At 32.3% G+C, this 19317-nt stretch carries 17 protein-coding genes; 6 read left to right on the top strand and 11 right to left on the bottom strand.

The window, feature by feature from the left end:
- Positions 1 to 123 precede the first annotated feature (123 nt).
- On the top strand, positions 124 to 1392 hold the full coding sequence (gene serS, locus B2217_RS12425) for a serine--tRNA ligase (RefSeq protein ID WP_114998371.1): 1269 nt from the start codon (positions 124 to 126) through the stop codon (positions 1390 to 1392).
- A 69-nt stretch (positions 1393 to 1461) separates the two neighbouring features.
- On the opposite strand, the gene rfbD is transcribed toward serS, so the two are convergent.
- From rfbD to B2217_RS12385, 8 genes are all read right to left on the bottom strand, one after another.
- Positions 1462 to 2316, bottom strand: coding sequence for a dTDP-4-dehydrorhamnose reductase (rfbD, locus tag B2217_RS12420; RefSeq protein WP_280045864.1), 855 nt, complete (start codon positions 2314 to 2316; stop codon positions 1462 to 1464).
- 53 nt (positions 2317 to 2369) lie between these two features.
- On the bottom strand, positions 2370 to 2885 hold the full coding sequence (locus B2217_RS12415; RefSeq protein ID WP_180905651.1) for an OmpH family outer membrane protein: 516 nt from the start codon (positions 2883 to 2885) through the stop codon (positions 2370 to 2372).
- A gap of 26 nt (positions 2886 to 2911) precedes the next feature.
- Positions 2912 to 3499: an OmpH family outer membrane protein gene (locus B2217_RS12410; RefSeq protein ID WP_180905650.1), complete on the bottom strand. Its 588-nt coding sequence runs from the start codon at positions 3497 to 3499 to the stop codon at positions 2912 to 2914.
- Between the two features lie 61 nt (positions 3500 to 3560).
- Positions 3561 to 6083, bottom strand: a complete 2523-nt coding sequence (bamA, locus tag B2217_RS12405; RefSeq protein ID WP_291122710.1) for an outer membrane protein assembly factor BamA — start codon at positions 6081 to 6083, stop codon at positions 3561 to 3563.
- A 20-nt stretch (positions 6084 to 6103) separates the two neighbouring features.
- The gene (locus B2217_RS12400; protein WP_280045951.1) at positions 6104 to 6847 is read right to left on the bottom strand and encodes an isoprenyl transferase; all 744 of its coding nucleotides are present in this window, start codon (positions 6845 to 6847) and stop codon (positions 6104 to 6106) included.
- 11 nt (positions 6848 to 6858) lie between these two features.
- On the bottom strand, positions 6859 to 7632 hold the full coding sequence (locus B2217_RS12395) for a DUF6089 family protein (RefSeq protein WP_280045866.1): 774 nt from the start codon (positions 7630 to 7632) through the stop codon (positions 6859 to 6861).
- A gap of 118 nt (positions 7633 to 7750) precedes the next feature.
- A complete protein-coding gene (locus tag B2217_RS12390; protein ID WP_180905648.1) occupies positions 7751 to 8635 on the bottom strand; it encodes an NAD kinase in 885 nt (294 codons plus the stop codon).
- Entirely contained in the window at positions 8635 to 9291 is a 657-nt protein-coding gene (locus B2217_RS12385; protein ID WP_180905647.1) for an HPP family protein, read from the bottom strand. The genes B2217_RS12390 and B2217_RS12385 overlap by 1 nt, the downstream gene beginning before the upstream one ends.
- Before the next feature lie 243 nt (positions 9292 to 9534).
- Here B2217_RS12385 and B2217_RS12380 point away from each other — a divergent pair, with 243 nt between their 5' ends.
- From B2217_RS12380 to B2217_RS12370, 3 genes are read left to right on the top strand one after another with little or no spacing between them, the layout of a single operon-like run.
- Positions 9535 to 10452: a mevalonate kinase family protein gene (locus B2217_RS12380; RefSeq protein WP_180905646.1), complete on the top strand. Its 918-nt coding sequence runs from the start codon at positions 9535 to 9537 to the stop codon at positions 10450 to 10452.
- A 26-nt stretch (positions 10453 to 10478) separates the two neighbouring features.
- Positions 10479 to 11402 carry a UbiA family prenyltransferase gene (locus tag B2217_RS12375; protein ID WP_180905645.1) on the top strand — a complete coding sequence of 308 codons (924 nt, stop codon included), beginning with the start codon at positions 10479 to 10481 and terminating at the stop codon, positions 11400 to 11402.
- Positions 11403 to 11412: 10 nt separating this feature from the next.
- Entirely contained in the window at positions 11413 to 12357 is a 945-nt protein-coding gene (locus tag B2217_RS12370) for a pseudouridine synthase (RefSeq protein ID WP_180905644.1), read from the top strand.
- A 55-nt stretch (positions 12358 to 12412) separates the two neighbouring features.
- Here the strand turns inward: B2217_RS12370 and B2217_RS12365 are convergent, their stop codons facing one another.
- The 3 genes from B2217_RS12365 to rluF form a co-directional block, all read right to left on the bottom strand.
- Entirely contained in the window at positions 12413 to 13135 is a 723-nt protein-coding gene (locus tag B2217_RS12365; RefSeq protein ID WP_180905643.1) for a GLPGLI family protein, read from the bottom strand.
- An 84-nt stretch (positions 13136 to 13219) separates the two neighbouring features.
- Positions 13220 to 15664: an alpha/beta hydrolase family protein gene (locus tag B2217_RS12360; protein WP_180905642.1), complete on the bottom strand. Its 2445-nt coding sequence runs from the start codon at positions 15662 to 15664 to the stop codon at positions 13220 to 13222.
- A gap of 114 nt (positions 15665 to 15778) precedes the next feature.
- Positions 15779 to 16693: a 23S rRNA pseudouridine(2604) synthase RluF gene (rluF, locus tag B2217_RS12355; RefSeq protein WP_180905641.1), complete on the bottom strand. Its 915-nt coding sequence runs from the start codon at positions 16691 to 16693 to the stop codon at positions 15779 to 15781.
- Between the two features lie 110 nt (positions 16694 to 16803).
- Between rluF and B2217_RS12350 the strand changes: the two genes are divergently transcribed.
- Together B2217_RS12350 and B2217_RS12345 are read left to right on the top strand one after the other, a co-directional pair.
- Complete coding sequence (locus B2217_RS12350) at positions 16804 to 17151, top strand: arsenate reductase family protein (protein WP_180905640.1); 348 nt, start codon at positions 16804 to 16806, stop codon at positions 17149 to 17151.
- 9 nt (positions 17152 to 17160) lie between these two features.
- Positions 17161 to 19299 (top strand): S9 family peptidase, encoded by a 2139-nt coding sequence (locus B2217_RS12345; RefSeq protein ID WP_180905639.1) that lies wholly within the window; start codon positions 17161 to 17163, stop codon positions 19297 to 19299.
- Positions 19300 to 19317: the final 18 nt, after the last annotated feature.

The raw sequence follows: 19317 nt of genomic DNA, 5'->3' as shown, positions 1-19317 counted from the left end.
TTATCTAATAAAGACAGTAAAATTTAAAAATAAATAGATTTTGATTAATTTTTGATACTAAATCATTTAATCTTTATTCTAAAAAATTAATTATTTATACATTTGTATAAATTTAATAAAAGTATGCTAGTAGTTTCTTACATTCAAGAAAACAAAGATCGTGTAATTGAAGGACTTAAAAAACGTAACTTCAAACAATTAGATCTTGTTGATGAAGTTTTAAATGTGGATGAACTTCGTCGTAAAACACAATTTGAATTAGATAATGTATTAGCTGAATCCAACAAATTAGCAAAAGAAATTGGTAATTTGTTTAAAGATGGAAGATCGGAAGAGGCTAATGAATTAAAAAACAAAACGGTTGATTTAAAAACTCAATCAAAAGAGTTACAAGATTTATTATCGTCTTACGAAACATCCGTTAAAGATATTTTGTATCAAATTCCGAATATTCCGAACGAAATCGTAAAGGCAGGAAAAGATGCTGATGATAATGAAATCGTTTTTGAACACGGTGATGCAACTGCAAAACCAAACAATTTGCCACACTGGGAAGTTGCTAAGAAATTTGACATCATTGATTTTGAATTAGGTGTTAAAATCACTGGAGCTGGTTTCCCTGTTTACAAAGGAAAAGGTGCTCGTTTGCAACGTGCTTTAACGCAATTTTTCTTAGATAAAAATTCTGATGCTGGTTATACAGAAATTGTTCCTCCTTTTGTTGTAAATGAGGCTTCTGGTTATGGAACTGGACAGTTACCAGACAAAGAAGGGCAAATGTATTATATTGGAGAAGATGATTTGTACTTGATCCCTACTGCGGAAGTTCCTGTAACAAATATTTACCGTGATACGATTGTAAAAGCAGAAGATTTACCAATTACGCTGACTGCATATTCGCCTTGTTTCCGTCGTGAAGCGGGTTCTTATGGAAAAGATGTAAGAGGTTTGAATCGTTTGCACCAATTTGAGAAAGTTGAGATTGTGCGTATTGAAAAACCAGAAAATTCTTATGCTGCTTTAGACGGAATGATTGAGCACGTAAAAGGAATTTTAGAAGATTTAGAATTACCATACCGTATTTTAAGACTTTGTGGTGGAGATACAGGTTTTACATCTGCAATTACATACGATTTCGAAGTTTTCTCTGAGGCGCAAGAAAAGTGGCTAGAAGTTTCTTCTGTTTCTAATTTTGAGACATTCCAAGCGAATCGTTTGAAATTACGTTACAAAGATGAAAACGGAACGCAATTAGCGCATAGTTTAAATGGTTCTGCTTTGGCTTTACCACGTATTTTAGCGTCAATTTTAGAGAATCACCAGCAAGCGGATGGAACAGTAAAAATTCCGAAAGCATTGCAACCTTATACTCGTTTTGAGATTTTAGATTAATTAATAATCTTTCAGATAAATAAAAAGCTCGAGAAATTCTCGAGCTTTTTTATATTATTAAAATTGAAACTAAATCAGATGTTTCAATTCTTCTTTCAAACTATCTTCCCAAGTCAGAATATCAAGTTGATACACTTCTTTTATTTTTGATTTATCCAATAAACTGTACGCAGGACGCTTCGCTTTTGTTGGATAATCTGAAGTTGGAACAGGATTAATTTCGATTGTTGAATTAGAAAATTCTTTAATTTTTTGAGCAAATTCAAACCAAGAACATTCTCCTTCATTCGAATAATTAAAAATTCCATACGTTAAATCATCTTTCGAAATAATCGTTAAGATTGCATCAGCTAAATCTATTGCATTTGTTGGTGAACCAATTTGATCTGCTACAACAAAGATAGAATCTTTGTCATTAAACAATCTAAGCATCGTTTTAACGAAGTTATTTCCAAATCGAGAATAAACCCAAGCTGTGCGCAAAATAATCGTTTTAGGATTGTTTTCTAACGCTAAATTCTCTCCATCTAATTTTGTTTGACCATACACACCAATTGGATTGGTTTGATCAGTTTCTAAACGAGGAATAGCTTCAGTTCCATCAAACACATAATCGGTCGAAACATGAATAAATGGAATTCCTTTCTCATTCGTAATTTTTGCTAAAAATTCTGTTGCTTTTGCGTTTACTAAATAAGCATTCTCTTGATCATCTTCTGCTTTATCAACTGCTGTATAAGCTGCACAATTAACAACAAAATCAAATGATTTATCTTCGAAATAATGATTTATTAATTCTTCGTTCGTAATATCTAATTCATTTCGAGTAACAAAAAAACATTCAATTTCCTTGTAGTTTTTTGATTGCTCTAAGATTGATTGACCTAACTGACCATTCGCTCCGGTAACTAAAATTCTTTTCATATATAAAAAAAGCCACTAAAATAGTGGCTTGAAGATATTAATAATTCTTAAAATTATAATCCTAATTCTTTTTTAACATCGTTTAATAAGTCGTATCCTCCAGCTTTGTAAACTAAAACACCTGCAGGTAAAACATATTTAACTCCTTTTTTAGCAGCAGCAGCATTAATTGCATCCATTACTCTTTTCTCGATTGGATCCATTAAAGCTTTCTCTTTTGCTTGCATTTCATCTTGAGCAGCTTTTGCATAATTTTCATATTTCTTTTGCATTTCTTGCTCTTTTTCTTGGTATTTGTTCGCTGCAATTAATTTTTGAGCTTCTTCTTGAGATTTACCAGCTAAATCTTTTTGTGCTTTTTCCATAAAAGCCTTATATTCTGCTTGTAAAGCTTCAATTTTAGTTTGGTGACCTTTTCCTAATGCTTCTAAGTCTGCTTCAGCTTTTTTGTATGCTGGCATTGATTCAATTACTGCTTGCGTATCAATATGTGCAATTTCTTGAGCGAAAGATAAAACGCTTCCGAAAACCATCATTGTAAATACTGCTATCAATCTAATTTGTTTCATTTCTAGTCTAATTTGTTTTTTAAAATTTATTTTCTTGTTTTATTGCTACTATTACTAGTTTTATTATTTCCAGAAGTTGATGTTTTTGAATTATTTGGTTTCAATTCTGGTCTTAAAGTCATTAATACTTCTCTACTTATGTCAAACTTTGGATCTGTATAAATCATGATTAAATCACTTCCTTTATCAAATACGAAACCATAACCTCTTTTATCTGCAACTTCTTTTGTCGCATTATAGATTTGATCTTGTAAAGGCTTTACCATTGATCTTCTCAGATTCACTAAATCACCATTTGGTCCATAACGTTTGTCTTGCAAAATTCTTACAGCCGCTACTTCATCAGCTAGCTTTTTCTCTTGCTCTTTCACCTGTTCTGCCGTTAACAAAATCTTTTCGGCTTCGAATTCGGCTTGTAATTTAGCTAAATTTTCTTGTTTTTGCTCAATTTCTTTTTGCCAAGATTCTGTTTGAGATTTTAATTTGCTTTGAGACGATGTATATTCTGGTAAATTTTCTAAAATATACTGACTGTCTACATAACAAAACCTTTGCGCGAAAGAGAAACTTGCTAATCCAAAGAACAACGCTATAAAGCTAATCCATTTTTTCATATTTGTGATGTGTTAATTCTAAAATTATGCCAAAACGTTCTAAGCAAATTTAATCAATTTATTAGAATTGTTGTCCAATAATAAAGTGAGTTTGCCATCCAGAGCGTTCTGTTTGGTTAAATCCTTTATCAAATCCGTATCCGAAATCAAATCCTAACAAACCAAATGCTGGCATATAAATACGAACACCTGCACCAGCAGAACGTTTTAATTCAAACGGTTTAAATTCACTTGTATTGTTCCAAACGTTACCTCCTTCTGCAAAAGTTAATGCATAAATCTTAGCTGTTTGGCTCATTGTGATTGGATAACGCAATTCTAACGAATATTTATTATAAATTGTTCCACCTCCTTCTGGCGTAATATCTCCTGTTTGTCCACCAGAGTTTGTTGCATCTTCGTAACCTCTTAATGAAATAATCTCACGTCCATCGAAACGGTTTTGTGTAAGACCTGTTCCTCCTAAGTAAAAACGTTCGAAAGGAATTGTTCCAATTTTACGGTTATATGTTCCTAAAACTCCAAATTCTCCACCAGCTTTTAAAACTAATTTACCAGTTAATTCTTTGTAGAAATATGCTTTAGCTTTGAATTTATAATACTCTAACCATTTGAATTTTTCTACATCAGACATGTTTGTATAGTCTTTATTATTAAAAGCTGAATAAGGAAATGTTGTCGTAAACGATAAACTAATTTCTGATCCTGATTGTGGGAAAATAGGATCTGGCCCAGCTGAATTACGTGTTAAACCTAATGTATAGTTCAAGTTGTTTGACGAACCATTCTCATAGTTCAAATTACCAACAGTCATCGCATAATTATCGAAGTTATATAACTGATAAGAAATTGAGTTTGATAAACGGAAATAATCATCTGGCCAAGTTAATAACTTTGTTAAACCAACTGATGCTCCTAAGATATCCAATTTCGATTTTATTCCATAATTATCGCGGTAATCGTATTGTGAATAATAAAAAGATGTTGATAAAGCTGTAGGGCGTTTTCCTCCAATCCAAGGTTCAACAAATGATAAACTATAATTTTTATATCCGTTACCAGCTTGTGCTCTTAATGATAATTGTTGTCCATCTCCCATTGGAATCGGTTTCCAAGCTTTTTTATTGAAAAAATTCTTCAATGAGAAATTCCCGAAAGTTAATCCTAATGTACCAATGAAAGTACCTGCACCATATCCTCCTTGTAATTCTACTTGAGAAGATGATTTTGGCGCAACTTTCCACTCTACATCAACTGTATTATTATCTTGATTTGGTTGAATGTCTGGAACAATTTGCGTTGGCTCTAAATATCCTAAAGAAGCTAACTCCATCATCGTACGTTTAATGTCCGATTTAGAGAATAAATCTCCTGGTTTAGTTCTTAACTCACGATATAAAATATGATCGTGTGCTTCTGTATTCCCATTAATCGTTACTTTGTTAAGTGTAGCTTGTGTACCTTCGAAAACTTTAATTTCAAGATCGATTGTATCATTTTTCACACTTTTTTCTACAGGAATAGCACGAGCAAACAAATACCCTCTATCCATATATAGTGTAGAAATATCATCGTCTTTTTCTGATCCAGAAATCTTTTTGTTGATACCTACTGCGTCATAACGATCTCCTGTTTTGTAACCAAAAATTCGTTGTAATTGTTCAGAGGTATAAATTGAGTTTCCAGAAAACGTTACATCTCCTAAGAAATATGGTTTTCCTTCGTTAACTTTAATCTTAACCAATAAGTTTTTATCATCAACTTTTTCGATATTGTATGACTCAACTTTAGCATCTCTAAAACCAACAGATTTGTACTCTTCAACCAATGTTTTTAAATCTTCCTGGAATTTTTCAGGAATCATTTTAGATGACTTGAAGATATTGATAGATTTCTGTTTGGTATTTTTCATCCCTTTTTTACGTAAACGAGCAGCAGTTAAGTTTTCATTTCCTTCGAAAATGATTTTCTTAATCTTCACACGCTCTCCACGATTCACATTTAATGTAATGTTTTCTTCATCTTCTTTACCAACAATTGGCTGACGTTCTACATTAATTGTTGTGTTAGGATAACCTTTTCCAGTATAATAATCTTTGATTTTATTATTTGTTGTATTGATTAAACTTTGCGTAATCTTAACACCTGGATTTAATTTATTTTGTTTGATTAAATCTTCGCGTTGCGATTTTTTCACGCCGTTAATCTTAATTTCTCCTAAACTAGGAACTGAAACCAAGGCAAGCTCTAATGTTACTTCGTTACCTTCTATTTTATCTACATACAAGTCGATGTCAGAGAAAATATTAGATCTCCATAATTTTTTTACAGCATTATTTACCTTCGTACCTGGTAATTCTATCTCCTCACCGATAGCAAAACCTGCATAACGGATAATTTGATTCTTAGAATATTTAGAATCTCCTGTTACAACGATATCTTTCAGTTTGAAAGTTCGTGCATTGGTATAATCTAAGACAAAATTATCTTGTTGTGTTGAATCAATGGTTTTCGTAGAGTCTACGACTTGCGCCTGTGCCATGTAAGCACCAAGCATACACATTGTCCAAAAAATTTTCTTCATAATCCTCTATTTCAGTTCGATTAGTTCGTTAGTTGCTCGCTTATCTTACCAAATCTACGTTCTCGATTTTGGTAATTTAAAATTGCTTTATAAAATTCTTCCTCGTTAAAATCAGGCCACAAAACCTCTGTAAAATATAATTCTGCGTAAGCAATTTGCCACAACAAGAAATTACTAATTCTGGTTTCGCCACTTGTTCTAATCATAAGATCTACCATAGGTAAATCGTGTGTATATAAGTTTTGATGAACTAATTCTTCATTAAAATCATTGTCGGATATTTCTCCGTCTTTATATTTTTGCGCAATAGACTTCATCGCTTGTAATAGTTCTTCTTTCGAACCATAACTTAATGCTAATGTCAAAACACAATCTGTGTTGTCTTTCGTTTTTTCCATTGCTTGAGTCAAATCTTTGAATGCTTTTTTTGGTAATTTTGATAAATCTCCAATCACATTCAAGCGAACTCCATTTTTGTGTAATTCATTTATTTCGTCCTTAATTGCAGAACTTAATAAAGTCATTAAAACATTGACTTCTAATTTTGGACGGTTCCAATTTTCAGTAGAAAATGCGTAAAGTGTAAGATGTTTTATACCTAATTTTCGACAAGTCTCGATTGAAGATCGTACAGCTCCCAAAGCACTTTTGTGTCCAAAAGTTCTTTCTTTACCGTTCTTCTTAGCCCATCTTCCGTTACCATCCATAATGATTGCAACGTGATTAGGTATATTGTTTTTATCTATTTGTTCTACTAAACTAATTTCCATTCTTTTTAATCACAATAACAAGCAGGTCGACCAAAACTGTACGTTAAGGTAATTCCTGATAATACGTACCAATCTTTGTTTGATGTGTTACCATATATTCGTTTATTATATTCCTCCGAGGGTATAACTCCATCAGCTACAGCATCAGTAAAATTTTGAGTAAATTTTCCTTTGTTGTAATCTATATAATCAACATTTGTATAACGAACACCTGTTTCAAAAGATAAAATCCAATTGTAATTGAATCTTACTTTATATCCAACTCCAAAAGGAATTGTTAAATCGGTATTATATTTTGTTTTTTCGATAATTACGTTGTTTGTTCCATCGTAATCATATTCTTTTCCTTTTGCCGAAAAAGCTCCAACTCCTACAAAAATATAAGGTGATTGCGCTTTTTCTTGATCATCATTGATATTAAAGAAATTATACTCAAACATCAATGATCCTTCTACAATATTATTTTTGAACGTTTTGTTACGTTGTATTTTATAATATTCTTTAGCTGTATGATCTCCAGCTCCGACTTTAGAGTAAGAAATATTTGCTCTAAAACCCATTTGTGGATTTATATTAAAACGATAAAGTCCTCCAATAGAAATAGGCAAATATAAACTTCCACCTTTCTCTACTCTTGTAGGAAACGGATTGATATAATTGGCTTTACCAATATCTCCAATCACATTTGCTCCACCAGCAAAAATTCCGAGTTCATGTCTTTGCGCAAAAGTTAATTGCGAAAAACATAGTATAAAAACAAACAAAAATAATCTCCTCATAAGTTGTGTTATTTTTTCGGCTTTTGCTTTTTATCTTCTTTTAAATTCGAACAAATATAAACAAAAGTCAATTCAACGTAACTGATTTAACAAAAATTAAGAAGTTTTATTGTAAATTTTAATTCCTTTTATCTGAACCCCAAAGCATTTTTTCTCTCAAAGTTGTGAAATAAGTCGCGTCAATAGCTTCAACGATTAAGATTTTGAAGTCAGCTTTTTGTATCGTCAATTCGACGTCAGTTGTTAAAGGAAAGTTACGAGAATCCAACGAAAGGAAGTATTCATTAGCTCTACTACGTATTTTTAAGTCAATTTTTTCGTTTTCTGACACAATTAAAGGACGCACATTTAGATTATGTGGCGCAACAGGTGTAATAACAAAATTTTGATTGGACGGATGAACAATTGGTCCACCACAACTCAACGAATATCCTGTAGAGCCTGTTGGCGTAGAAATAATCAATCCATCAGACCAAAAAGAATTTAGAAATTCATTGTTCAAATAAGCATCAACTGTAATCATACTAGTTGTTTCACGGCGAACTACAGTTACTTCGTTTATCGCAAAATTATTTTCAATTTCTACACCATCACTTCTTTTCACTGTTAATAAAGTTCGTGGAATAATGTTATAATCATCATTGAAAAAACTATCCATTTGCTCCAACAATACACTTTTATTGATTGTTGCTAAAAAGCCTAAACGTCCAGTATTTACTCCAATAATTGGAATATTAGAATCCCTAACAATTGTAGTTGCTGATAAGATTGTTCCGTCTCCACCAAAACTGAATAAAAACTTGACCGATTTGTCTAAATCATCATGAGAAGTATAGGTTTCTACATTATCAGTATCAAAATCAGTTGTTTCTTTTAAGATTTGAAGAAAATTTTGCTCAACACAAAAAGCAATTTCGTTCTGAACTAAATAATTAATAAATGGTGGAATAATATCCGTTAAAGACGTACTTGTTTTTTGTCCAAAAAGTGCAACTTTTATCATTAGGTATTCATGTATTTTAACAATTGTGCATAACGACTTTGCAGAAGTTCTTGTTTTTCGTCGTTATAAAATTTTTGAATCACTTGATATCCATAACGCTCAAATGTTTCACCAATTGTCAACAAGTTCGATGAACTAAATTTCAGCAAAACATAAACGCTATCCTCCTTATTCCCAACAATCATCATTCCCAAAATTTTTCCGTTATTCACTTCAATAATATTAGAAATCGCAGTCATCGACAAATCTTTTTCCGCAATCGAAACTAGCATCGAAACACCTAGCGCAGCGACAAAAGGAAAATTTGCAAATGTGTAGATAATATCCGTTTCCGTAATAAAACCAACATAGCGCGATTGTTCGTTAATAATTGGTAAGATATTCGCCTGATTCGTGTACATCATCTGAATTGCATCTAAAAGCGTACTCGATTCAGAAAGATAAAAACTCTCCAAATACGAAGTATAATCTACTTTTTTATCATCAATTGATAATTCAATCAAATCTTCTTCCGAGATATTTCCAACAAAATCCAACCCTTTAAACAAAGGTAAATGCGTCAATTTATTCTCTTGCACAACTTCTAAAAGCTGACTTGGAGAAGAATTAACTTTCCCTGGTTTTATCTCATTCGATAGATATTCGGTGATATACATGGCACAAATTTATATATTTTAATACATTAATTCTCTATTTTTAATGCTAATTCGGTTAAAATCATTGATTATTAATTGAAATTTAACCAATTTATTCTAAATTATTTAGTCAAAATATATTCCAAAATCTACTAATAATCAAAAAATAATGTGATTTACAATTTTTTAAAACAAAACTCTTCCTCAGATTCAAAAAAGAATGGCTTAAATTTTGTACATTTGCGGTACCAATTTTAGCATTGAATGAAGAACCCATTATTTTATGCCAAAATCTTACTTTTTGGCGAATATGGAATTATTGAGAACTCGAAAGGATTAACAATTCCTTATAATTTTTACCAAGGTGCATTAAAATTTGAGCCTTCTGAAATTGCAGAATCATCAAATGCTCACTTGAAAAATTATGCAAAATTTTTAGAAGAAAATTTTGCTGATACTTTTGACACAAAATCTTTTTCGGAAGATGTTGCAAACGGAATGTACTTCGATTCTAACATTCCTCAAGGATATGGTGTAGGTAGTTCAGGCGCTTTGGTTGCTGCTATTTATGACAAATATGCGTTGAATAAAATTGATATCAACCAAAATCTGAACAAAGAAAAAATCAGCGAATTAAAAGCTCTTTTCGGTAATTTAGAATCTCATTTTCATGGGAAAAGTTCTGGAATTGATCCTTTGATTTGTTATATGAATATTCCTTTGTTAATTCAATCAAAAGATGATATCTCGACAATTGGTTTACCTTCTGCAAATACTGACGGAAAAGGAGCTGTTTTCTTAATCAATTCTGGTACACCAGGAGAAACGGCACCAATGATTCATATTTTCTTTGAAAAAATGAAAAAAGAAGGTTTCCGTAAAACATTGAAAGAAGAGTTTATTAAATACAACAATGCATGTATCGAAAACTTTGTGAAAGGTGAATACAATCCACTTTTTGCAAATCTTCAGAAATTGTCAGCTTGGGGTTATGAACATTTCAGACCTATGATTCCTCAAAAATTGGTGAATGCATGGAAAACTGGAATTGATACAGATACGTATTACCTAAAACTTTGTGGTTCTGGCGGAGGCGGTTATGTTCTTGGTTTTACACAAGATTATGACAAGGCGAAAAGCTACCTAAAAGACTTTCAGACCGAAGTTATTTACAAATTCTAAAAAAATAATTTATAAAAATATAATCAATGAACGTTCAGAAAATAATCTTAAAGGTTTTTGCATTATTTTCTGTTGTTCGTGGCTATAATTTAATTGTGCTTATTTTAGCACAATATCTTGCTGCGCTTTTTATTTTTGCGCCAGAAGTTGGTCATCGTCAATTGTTGACAAATCCAAAGTTAGACGGGCTTATCCTTTGTTCGATACTTTGTGTGGCCGCAGGATATATCATCAATAATTTTTACGATTTAGAAAAAGACGAACTCAAACGTCCTTTACAAGTTTATCTTCAAAAACAAGTTTCACAAGGTTTCAAACTAACTGTTTACATTGTTCTAAATGCTTTAGCATTGATTATTGCGGCTTTAATTTCGTGGAAAGTTTTCGTTTTCTTTTTGGTTTATCAATTTTTAGTTTGGTTTTATAGTCACAAAATCAATCGATTTGCATTGATCAAAAACTTTTACTTGGTTGTCATTCGTGTGATGCCATTTTTCGCCTTATTGGTTTATTTTGATCATTTCACGTTCAATTTGGCTTTGCACGCTACTTTCTTGACCATTTTATTATTGATTACTGATATTGTAAAAGATTTGAGTTCTCAAAAAGCAGATTTGATTTATAATTATGATTCAATTCCAATTAAATATGGAATCGATTTTACAAAAGTTTTGATTTCATGTTTAATTATTACAGAATTAATCATTGGAATTATTATCATTATGAAAAATGATGTTGGCGCAATGAAATACTTTTTTATTGCTTCGAATATCGCTTTTACAGTGATTTTATTTATCATTTGGAGAATAAAATCGTCACAAGCATATAAGATTTTACACTATTTTTTTAAGGGAATGATTGTTGCTGGTGTATTTAGTATCGTATTAATCGAAATAAATCCCTTAACTTTGCAAACTATTGCGCAAAATTTTAATCAGCGCATAAATTAATCAAATTCAGATGAATAACAGACGAAATCAATCCAACGACAGAAATTCCCAAGGCGGGAACAATCGTGGAAAAGGTGGAGCAAGAGGAAATTCTTCTTCTAAACCATCTTCAGGGAAAGGAAAACCAACTTTTGGTGGAAAACCATCAGAAGAAGGAAAGAAAAGTTTTGGACCAAAGAAACCGTTTAACAAACCAGGTGAAAAACCATTTGTTAAAAGACTGAAAAAAGCTCCAGTTGATGACGGGACTATTCGTTTAAATAAATATGTAGCGAATGCAGGGATTGCATCCAGAAGAGAGGCCGACGAGTTGATCAAAACTGGAATCGTTACAGTGAATGGTCAAGTGATTACTGAAATGGGTTATAAAGTACAACCCGATGATGAAGTGCGTTTCGATGGTCGTAAAATCTCTTCAGAGAAAAATGTATATTTTGTGTTGAACAAACCAAAAGGGTTTATTTCAACATCAAATGACGAAAAAGGACGTAAAACTGTAATGGACTTAATGTCTACAGCAACTACAGCGAGAATTTTCCCAGTAGGTCGCTTGGACAGACAGACAACAGGAGTTTTATTGTTTACAAACGATGGTTATTTAACTAAGAAATTAACGCATCCAAGTCATGATATCAAAAAAATATATCATGTAACTTTAGATAAAAAATTAACAGCAAATGATTTGACTGACATCAAAAAAGGTGTTCGTTTAATTCCTGAAGGAATTGCAGTTGTTGACGAAATTTCTTTTATCGAAGGTAGACCGAAAAATGAAGTTGGTGTAGAATTACACATTGGTTGGAACCGCGTTGTACGTCGTATTTTCGAAACAAAAGGATACGAAGTAGAAGCGTTAGACCGCGTTTCTTTTGCAGGACTTACAAAGAAAACTTTACAAAGAGGTGATTTTAGAAGATTAACAGAATTAGAAGTTAACTTCTTGAAAATGTTATAATACCTCAGCTATAAAATTTAAAAACCACTTCTTTCGAAGTGGTTTTTTTTGTGTTTTAGTCTTTAGAAACCTTATTATTATAGGCTTCCATCATTTTTCTATTCGCTTCTTTTACAAAATAGTCTTTCTCAATTTGTGTCATTTTTTGACCTTTTGATGGAATTTTAATCACTTCGTTTTTAGATGCTTCTTTTATATTAATTGCTCTAAAAGTCGTTTCGTAACTTTCGTCTTTCATTGTTGTTACAGCTTTCAATTCTAAAATTAAACCTGGCAATCCATTGAAAAATATTGGTCCGCCTTTTGGTTGTAAAGTTGGCGCAAACCAAACTTCTATCTTAGAATCTTTGTATTCAGTTGTTGCTTTTTTAACTTTAATACCCAAAATTTCTTTTGATTCTCGACTAATTGTCCAAATGTATTTTGGCAAATTATCTATTATTAAAATATTTTTGTTTACATAATTTCCTTCAATCTTATATTGTAAAGTTTTATAATCGATGTAAATATTATCTTCAATTGTACTCATCGACATAGATGATTGATTTTGACTATTATCAATTTTTACAACTTCACTGAAAAACGACTGATTTTCATCAAAAAGTAATTGATAATATTTTGGTGTAGAATTGTTTTTATCTAATGCTGCTTTATAAACAGGATCTTTTTCATCAAAAAAGATTTTATCATAGGTTTCATATTCTACTTTCCACAAATTTTGAGCAAATAGAAATGGAGAAAAAATTGTTAGAAAGAATAGTAAAGCTTTTAATTTCATAGATGATTAATTATGAACTAAATATAATGATTATTTACAATAAAAAAGCGATTCAAAATTGAATCGCTTTTCTTATATTGAGAATTATTTCTTTTCAGAATTTTTTCCTTTGTTTTTCACATATTTCTCTAACCATTGATCTTGTTCCCATAACATGTGAAGAATATTTTCTCTGGCTGCATATCCGTGAGATTCTTGTGGTAATAAAACCAAACGAGTTGTCGCTCCTAAACCTTTCAATGCATTGAAATAACGCTCAGATTGCATCGGGAAAGTTCCTGTATTATTATCAGCTTCACCATGAATTAACAACAATGGTGTTTTCATTTTATCTGCATTTTGGAAAGGAGCCATTGTGTTGTAAACATCTGGAGCTTCCCAATAATTACGTTGTTCTGACTGGAATCCAAACGGCGTTAACGTACGGTTATAAGCCCCTGAACGCGCAATACCCGCCGCAAATAAATTAGAATGCGTTAATAAATTCGCTGTCATAAACGCACCATAAGAATGTCCACCAACCGCAACTCTTTCACGATCGATATAACCTAATTTATCCACCGCATCAATCGCAGCTTTTGCATTGGCAACCAATTGAGGAACGAACGTATCATTTGGCTCTTCTTTTCCTTCTCCAATAATTGGGAAAGCCGCATCATCTAGTACCGCATACCCTCTCAACGCCCAATAAATAGGACCTCCGTAAGAAGGAGAAGTAAATTTATTCTCAGAAGTTGTTACCTGACCAGCCGTAGATGCATCTTTGAACTCGCGAGGATAAGCCCACATTAACATTGGTAACTTTTCCTTTTTCGTTTTATCATAATTTGGTGGTAAATATAACGTTCCTGATAATTCCACACCATCAGCACGTTTGTACGTAATTAATTCTTTCGAAACTTTGTTCATTGCCTCGAAAGGATTTTTTGTAAAGGTTACTTGTTTTGGCTTTCCTCCTTTCTGAAAAATATTACGAAAATATAAATTTGGATAATCTGATTTCGATTGAATTTGTTCTAAAATGATTCCTTTCTTCGGATCAATAACACGAGCAATTGCTTCTAATTTATCTGATTTTTGCGCCCTCCATAAACGAGTGGTTTTCAGTGTTTTGATATCAAAATCATCAACAAAAGGTAAAATTCCTTCCGCAGAAACTCCTTCTCCAACTAACATCAATTTTCCTTTGTTAATCGCTAAAACATTGTAACCATAATCATTCATTTCAGTTACGAAATTTCCAGGATTATTGTAAGCATCTTGCGAATTTCTACTGAAAAAACGGATTGGTTCTTGAGTTGGATTTGACGGATTGAACAAATAACTACTTTCGTTACGCGTATTATACCAAGCATCTCTCACAATCGCAACCTCATCATTTCCCCAAGTCACTCCTCTATAGCGATCTTTTACTTTTACCAACAACTCTTTGTTCGCAGTAAAAGGCGCCACAACTTGATAAAGCGCATCGCGATATTCCGCAGGCTTATTTGCATCACCACCATCTAAAGCCTCAACCCAATATAAAGTATTTGGTTTATCTGCTCTCCAATACAAATTTCTTTTTCCCATAATCGTCGAAGAAAATCCTTTCGGAACAACTTCTTGTAACTCTTTATGATCAACTTCTTTTACTAATTTTCCATTGATATCATACACAATATCAGTTGATGGGAAACTATTGTAGGTTACTAAATATGAAAAAGGTTTTTTGATTTCGTTCACCAAAACATATTGTCCATCTGGAGAAGTCGAAATATCCGTGTACATCGCAGCATCTTTCCATTTCGATTTTGCTCCTGTTTCGATATTAACTTTTACTAATTCAGAAATTGCTAATTGTTCGAAGTTAAACTCATCATTTTTATTTTGCAATAAATCTTGATAGGTTCTGTTTTGCGCTTCTTTTCCATCAGCAACAGAAACTGTAGGTCCAGTCGCAATTGCGTCTTTTGTATCAATCAAAGCTTTTTTAGAAGCTGGAATTACATTCACAATTAATTCTGTATCTGAAATCCAATTGAAAGGACGACCTAAGTTTGCGTTTAATTTATCTTCATAAACTTTTGTTGCAACTTGCGTTTTTACGTCAACAATCCATAGTTCTACACCTTTATTTGTTGTATTTGTAACGGCAAATTTTGATTGAGAAGTGTTCCAAGACTGATTAGAAAAACGACCTTTTGCAGGTAAACCAGCAATTGTTTTTTCCTTTGAAGTTTTCAGATCAAAATAAGTGATTTTCTCACTGAATGTTTCACGTGAATTGATATTTGTAACTGGATTAATTCGTAATCCTGCTAAACGTAATTCTTTTTCTGACAATTCATTAATCGTTTTATAACGACTTCTATAAGACAAAAATGCATTTTCAGCCTTACGATCTGTACTAATTGAGGGTGGCATATCCGCGTCTGCCAATTGTAAAATTTCTTGCGGAGGCAATTGATAAGTAACATTTTCTTGTGCTTTTACCGACGCACCAAAAGTCATCGCTATAAAAAGCAACGAGTAAACAATTTTCTTCATGTGTTTTTAAGATTTTACTTTATAAAGATATTGAATCTTTGACAAAGTGATATGATAGAAGTTAGCTTTGACCAAAATGTATAAAAAAAGACGAAAAATATTCGTCTTTTGATTTTATCTTCTTTTACCAAATTTCCCTCCTTTGGTATTTGTTGGTGGTTTACTTTTCCCAGCTCTCGCTTGAGTTGTTGATTTTTTTACTGGCTTTTTGATTGATTTTCCTTTCGAATCTTTAAAATCTGGAGAAATTTCTTTTGTTTTTTTCGTTGATGATTTTTTTGATTTTGAAGCTGGTTTCTTTTCCTCGTGTTTTTCTGAATCTTTCGTTAATCGATTGATTTCTGCTAACTCTTCTGCTGTTAAATCTCGGTGTTGACCAATTCCGACATTCAACGTTAAGTTCATAATTCGAACACGTTCTAATTTTTTGACAGTATAACCAAAATATTCGCACATACGACGAATCTGTCTATTCAAACCTTGGATTAATGTAATTTTGAAAACATTTGTACTTATTTTTTCGATCTTACATTTCTTCGTAACTTGATTAAGAATCGGAACACCTTTCGACATTCGTTCACAAAATTCATCCGTAATTGGTTTATCAACGGTTACGATATATTCTTTTTCGTGATTATTTCCTGCACGTAAAATCTTATTCACAATATCGCCATCGCTTGTCAATAAAATCAATCCTTGCGAATCTTTATCTAAACGACCAATCGGAAAAATTCGTTCTCCAAACGAAAGAAAATCGACAATATTATCTGGATCCGTAGGATCTGTTGTACACGTAACGCCCACAGGTTTATTGAGCATAATATAAACCGCATGCTCCTTTTCGCGCGGTTCTATTTCGACACCTTTTACAGTCACCACATCATTTGGTCCTACAAATTGCCCAATTTTAGCAACTCGTCCATTAATTTGTACCAAACGATTTTCGATGTATTGATCTGCTTCGCGACGCGAACAAAAACCACTATCGCTAATATATTTGTTTAAACGCAAAAAATTAGTTTCTTCCATACTTGCAAAGATAGTTTTTTATCGATTTGAAATATATTTTGACAAAATTCTTTATCATTCTGCAAAACGATGAAACTTATTTATCTTTACAAAACCAAAGATTTTGAGAAATGAAAAAAGTATTTTTTTTGAAAACTTGCGATACGTGCAAACGTATTATGAAAGAGTTTGATTTTACAGGTTTTGATTTGCATGAAATAAAAACGACTGCGATAACGGCTGAAGAATTAGAAGAAATGAAGAATTTAGCTGGGAGTTACGAAACTTTATTTTCGAGACGTGCGCAGAATTACAAAAAATTAGGATTGAAAGATCAACAGCTTTCTGAAGATGATATCAAAAATTATATTTTATCAGATTATACTTTCCTAAAACGTCCTGTCGTGGTAGACGGAGACAAAATTTTTATTGGGAACGAAAAGAAAAACTTAGAAGCCCTTGGGCAATATTTGAAATAGAAATCACACATGAAAAAAACAATTTTATTGAGTACACTTTTAATGAGCGCTAGTTTATTAGCTCAGAAAAAGAATGTCACAATGGAAGATGCTGTACTTGGATTATCGACGAATTTACGTATCGAAAGTCTAAATCAAGTTCAATGGATTCCGAATCAAAATGCGTACACGCAAAATGTAAAAACGTCTTATGGAGAAGCTTTAATCAAGAAAGAAGTTCCTTCTCTTAAAACTGATACAATTTTCAGAAGTTCTCAATTTGAGAATAAAAGAATTCCTTCTTTGAATTGGATTAATGATAAGCAAGCCTATTATTCGACAAAAACGGGTTACAAAACAATTACAACTGCTGGTCAACAAAATGATTGGTTGAAATTACCTGATAATGCAGAAAATGTAGAATTTGATGCAACAAATAATCAAGTTGGATACGTTATTGACAATAATTTATTTTTTGTTGATAAAGCTGGAAAAACACATCAAATTACAAAAGACGGAAAATATGAAATTGTGAATGGAAAATCGGTTCATCAAAATGAATTCGGTATTCACAAAGGAATTTTCATTTCGCCAAAAGGGAATTTAGTTGCGTTTTATAGAATGGATCAAACAGCGGTTACAGATTATCCAATTATCGATTGGTCTGTGCAACCTGCAGTGAATAAAAACATCAAATATCCATTTGCTGGAACAAAAAATCATACCGTTACGTTAGGCGTTTATAATCCAACCACTCAAAAAACGATTTTCTTAGAAACTCATCCAGAAGTCGATCACTATTTAACTTCGGTTACGTGGTCGCCAGATGAAAAACATATTTATATTGCGTTACTTTCTCGTAATCAAAAACACATGGAATTGAATCAATATGATGCAACTTCAGGGAAATTGATTAAAACATTATTCAAAGAAGATGATGCAAAATATGTAGAACCTCAAAACGAATTACATTTTATTCCAGGAAAAAATAACGAGTTTGTTTGGTGGTCGCAACGTGATGGTTTTATGCATTTGTATCGCTTCAATACAGACGGAAAATTATTAAACCAAATCACAAAAGGAGATTGGATTGTAACGGATCTTGTTGGCGAAAATGCGAAGAAAAAAGAATTCTTAATTATAACAACAAAAGATTCTCCGAAAGATCGTCATTTATATACAGTGAATTGGGAGAATGGAAAATTGCGTAAAATAACAACAGATGCAGGAACGCACAATGTTTCGGTTTCAACGAATGGAGAATATGCAATTGATAATTGGAGCAATGATAACACGCCTCGTAAAATTGATGTGTTGGATGCAAATGGAAAATTCAAACAAAATATCTTAACTGCTCAAAATCCTTTGGCAAATTACAACACAGCGAAAGTTGAAAATGTAACATTAAAAGCAGATGATGGAACAGATTTGTATGGAAAATTGATTTATCCTACAAACTTTGATTCTTCGAAAAAATATCCAGTTATCGTTTATTTGTACAATGGTCCTCACGCGCAATTAATCACAAATCGTTTTCCTGCAACAGGAAATCTTTGGTACGATCATTTAGCGGAAAAAGGTTATGTTGTCTTTACAATGGACGGACGCGGATCTGCGAATAGAGGTCTTAAATTTGAGCAAGCGATTCACGGAAATGTAGCAACTACAGAAATGAATGACCAAATGAAAGGTGTCGATTTCTTGAAAACTTTACCTTTCGTAGATGCGGAACGTATGGGAATTCATGGTTGGTCTTATGGTGGATTTATGACAACATCATTCATGTTACGTAAACCTGACGTTTTTAAAGTTGGAGTTGCTGGTGGACCAGTTTTAGATTGGACGCAATACGAAATTATGTATACGGAACGTTACATGGAATCGCCTCAAGATAATCCTGAAGGTTTCAAAAACACGAATTTAATTAATCGTGTAAAAGACTTAAAAGGTAAATTATTAATGATTCACGGAGCGCAAGATAATGTGGTTGTTTGGCAACATTCGATTGATTTTATTCGCGAAGCGGTGAAAAATAGTGTTCAAATGGATTACTTTGTTTATCCTGGGCATGAGCATAATGTTCGTGGAAAAGATCGCGTTCATTTGATGCAAAAAATTACAGATTACTTCGATTTATATCTTAAACCAGAAGGTACATCTCAAAAATAATAGTCAATAAAAAACCAC

Source organism: Empedobacter sp. UBA7620 (genome assembly GCF_002484185.1).
GTDB lineage: Bacteria > Bacteroidota > Bacteroidia > Flavobacteriales > Weeksellaceae > Empedobacter > Empedobacter falsenii_C.
The sequence above is the reverse complement of the archived record's forward strand: the minus strand, read 5'-3'. Positions and strand labels throughout refer to the sequence as shown.

Coding starts and splice junctions, on each gene's coding strand:
- B2217_RS12390 (WP_180905648.1), bottom strand. CDS start 8,635: ATGATAAAAGTTGCACTTTTTGGACAAAAAACAAGTACGTCTTTAACG.
- bamA (WP_291122710.1), bottom strand. CDS start 6,083: ATGAAGAAAATTTTTTGGACAATGTGTATGCTTGGTGCTTACATGGCA.
- rluF (WP_180905641.1), bottom strand. CDS start 16,693: ATGGAAGAAACTAATTTTTTGCGTTTAAACAAATATATTAGCGATAGT.
- B2217_RS12385 (WP_180905647.1), bottom strand. CDS start 9,291: ATGTATATCACCGAATATCTATCGAATGAGATAAAACCAGGGAAAGTT.
- serS (WP_114998371.1), top strand. CDS start 124: ATGCTAGTAGTTTCTTACATTCAAGAAAACAAAGATCGTGTAATTGAA.
- B2217_RS12365 (WP_180905643.1), bottom strand. CDS start 13,135: ATGAAATTAAAAGCTTTACTATTCTTTCTAACAATTTTTTCTCCATTT.
- B2217_RS12350 (WP_180905640.1), top strand. CDS start 16,804: ATGAAAAAAGTATTTTTTTTGAAAACTTGCGATACGTGCAAACGTATT.
- rfbD (WP_280045864.1), bottom strand. CDS start 2,316: ATGAAAAGAATTTTAGTTACCGGAGCGAATGGTCAGTTAGGTCAATCA.
- B2217_RS12410 (WP_180905650.1), bottom strand. CDS start 3,499: ATGAAAAAATGGATTAGCTTTATAGCGTTGTTCTTTGGATTAGCAAGT.
- B2217_RS12395 (WP_280045866.1), bottom strand. CDS start 7,632: ATGAGGAGATTATTTTTGTTTGTTTTTATACTATGTTTTTCGCAATTA.
- B2217_RS12380 (WP_180905646.1), top strand. CDS start 9,535: ATGAAGAACCCATTATTTTATGCCAAAATCTTACTTTTTGGCGAATAT.
- B2217_RS12345 (WP_180905639.1), top strand. CDS start 17,161: ATGAAAAAAACAATTTTATTGAGTACACTTTTAATGAGCGCTAGTTTA.
- B2217_RS12375 (WP_180905645.1), top strand. CDS start 10,479: ATGAACGTTCAGAAAATAATCTTAAAGGTTTTTGCATTATTTTCTGTT.
- B2217_RS12370 (WP_180905644.1), top strand. CDS start 11,413: ATGAATAACAGACGAAATCAATCCAACGACAGAAATTCCCAAGGCGGG.
- B2217_RS12360 (WP_180905642.1), bottom strand. CDS start 15,664: ATGAAGAAAATTGTTTACTCGTTGCTTTTTATAGCGATGACTTTTGGT.
- B2217_RS12415 (WP_180905651.1), bottom strand. CDS start 2,885: ATGAAACAAATTAGATTGATAGCAGTATTTACAATGATGGTTTTCGGA.